Source organism: Flavobacterium sp. W21_SRS_FM3, assembly GCF_052113625.1.
Taxonomy (GTDB): domain Bacteria; phylum Bacteroidota; class Bacteroidia; order Flavobacteriales; family Flavobacteriaceae; genus Flavobacterium.
This window is the reverse complement of the sequence record NZ_JBGQOD010000018.1, coordinates 1-1643: the sequence shown is the minus strand read 5'-3', so window position 1 is coordinate 1643 and position 1643 is coordinate 1. Positions and strand designations below refer to the sequence as shown.

The 1643-nt window shown below is 30.9% G+C and carries 3 protein-coding genes; all 3 read left to right on the top strand.

Annotation, left to right across the window (positions count from 1 at the left end; translation table 11 throughout):
* On the top strand, positions 1-518 hold a 518-nt coding region (locus ACEN2K_RS15195), incomplete at its 5' end, for a hypothetical protein (protein ID WP_441760181.1).
* On the top strand, positions 518-955 hold the full coding sequence (locus ACEN2K_RS15190; protein ID WP_441760180.1) for a hypothetical protein: 438 nt from the start codon (positions 518-520) through the stop codon (positions 953-955). The genes ACEN2K_RS15195 and ACEN2K_RS15190, both read left to right, overlap by 1 nt.
* A 5-nt stretch (positions 956-960) precedes the next feature.
* Positions 961-1368 (top strand): hypothetical protein, encoded by a 408-nt coding sequence (locus ACEN2K_RS15185; protein WP_441760179.1) that lies wholly within the window; start codon positions 961-963, stop codon positions 1366-1368.
* The last annotated feature ends 275 nt before the right edge of the window (positions 1369-1643 follow it).

The following is a 1643-nucleotide window of genomic DNA, read 5'->3' as shown; positions in this document are numbered from 1 at the left end:
CTAGCCTAGGCTACGTTTACGTTTGTGGTGACCGTGAAATTGAATATGAAGTTTGTGTTGGCCCAGCAGGAGAGGAAGTTTGTATAAACTACACATATACTGTTTATGAATGTGAATGGAAAGACGAGCCAGATCTAGAAATACCACCACAAGAAGATCCTTATGACTGTGCAGTTAATAATAATTGGCCATGGTGTCAAGATGGTGGCGGAAGCGGAAGCGATCCTACAGACCCTCCAACAGACCCTCCAAGTAATCCATTCGATAATGCGGTTTGTGAAAACAACAGCTCAAAAACAAGAATAAACGACCCGATTATGAATGGTCAACTTTTTATAATGACTCAGACCATTGCCACTGATACAAATGCAAAATCTTTTGTATTCGGGATAGATTCGAAAGGGCAGTATCAGACTTCAGAAATTAGTATAGGAGGCAGTAGTTCGGTTTCAAGTACCATATCAAATCTTAGTTTTACTCTTGTAGGAATAGCACACACATACAGCCGATTTATTTAATGCACCTACTGCAGGTGATGTATATTCGTTTAGAATCAAATGGTTATGATTCTAATACTGATGATTATTATACTTTTGCAGCAGCTGGATCAAAATATGTTTTTACAATCACGAATCAATATAATTTTGATTTTTTTAGCAGTGCATATCCACAAAGTGATTATTATAGTTCAACTACTCATGATTGGAAAATAGGATCTTCTATTGGATTAGAATTTAATGATGTTATGGCAAATATGTTGCTTGTAGGCAAATCAGATGATGAGGCTTTTGAAATAGCATTGGCATTGGTATTACAAAATCATAATATAGGAATCACTTTGAATAAAATGGACAGTAATGGAAATTTTACCCCTATTTTTGTGAATTCTTATATAGAACTCAGCGACCCCACAAAAACAATATATACAAAAACAACTAATTATAATTTAAATTAAATGCTATGAAAATTATAACAAAAATATGCCTAATTCTAATACTCTTTATTTTTAACATTGGGAATGTACAAGCTCAAGTAAAAGAAAACGACACCATTAGCCAAATAAAAGAGATTAAGTTAAATAAAGAAAAATATATTGGAAAGCCATTTGCTGTTTTATTGGCCGATTTAAAAATAAAGCCTGCTTTAATAATTAGTCTTTCTCCAGCTAATAATAGAAACGTAATTAATACTACTACTTTTTACCTAAGAAGTGATTTGAATAATTATTACATAAGAATTGTTTGGCAAGATTATATTACCAAGAAAGAGGTTAAAGGAATAGAAAAAGCACATAAATATAAAGCTACGAACGAAGGAAAAAATATTTTAAAGGGATATATTGTAAAAGATATTTTGACTCCATATTAGTGAACTACAATTCAGCCGAAACTATTTCTCTTTTTTATCAAAAAAATTAAGAAGCAACTTAAACTATCAATCCTGCTCATACAAAGAGCAGGATTAAATTATTTTATATATTATTACTTACATTTCTAAAAGGAAAAATTAGAAAAACCTTTATAAAATATATTCCTTCTGATAATTTTATGGGAGATATAAAAGAAATCAATAGCGGTAACTTTAAATCAAAGCAATTTGATGGCGAAGTTTCATTTAAAAACCCAAAAGACAATTATACTATG

Coding starts and splice junctions, on each gene's coding strand:
- ACEN2K_RS15190 (WP_441760180.1), top strand. CDS start 518: ATGCACCTACTGCAGGTGATGTATATTCGTTTAGAATCAAATGGTTAT.
- ACEN2K_RS15185 (WP_441760179.1), top strand. CDS start 961: ATGAAAATTATAACAAAAATATGCCTAATTCTAATACTCTTTATTTTT.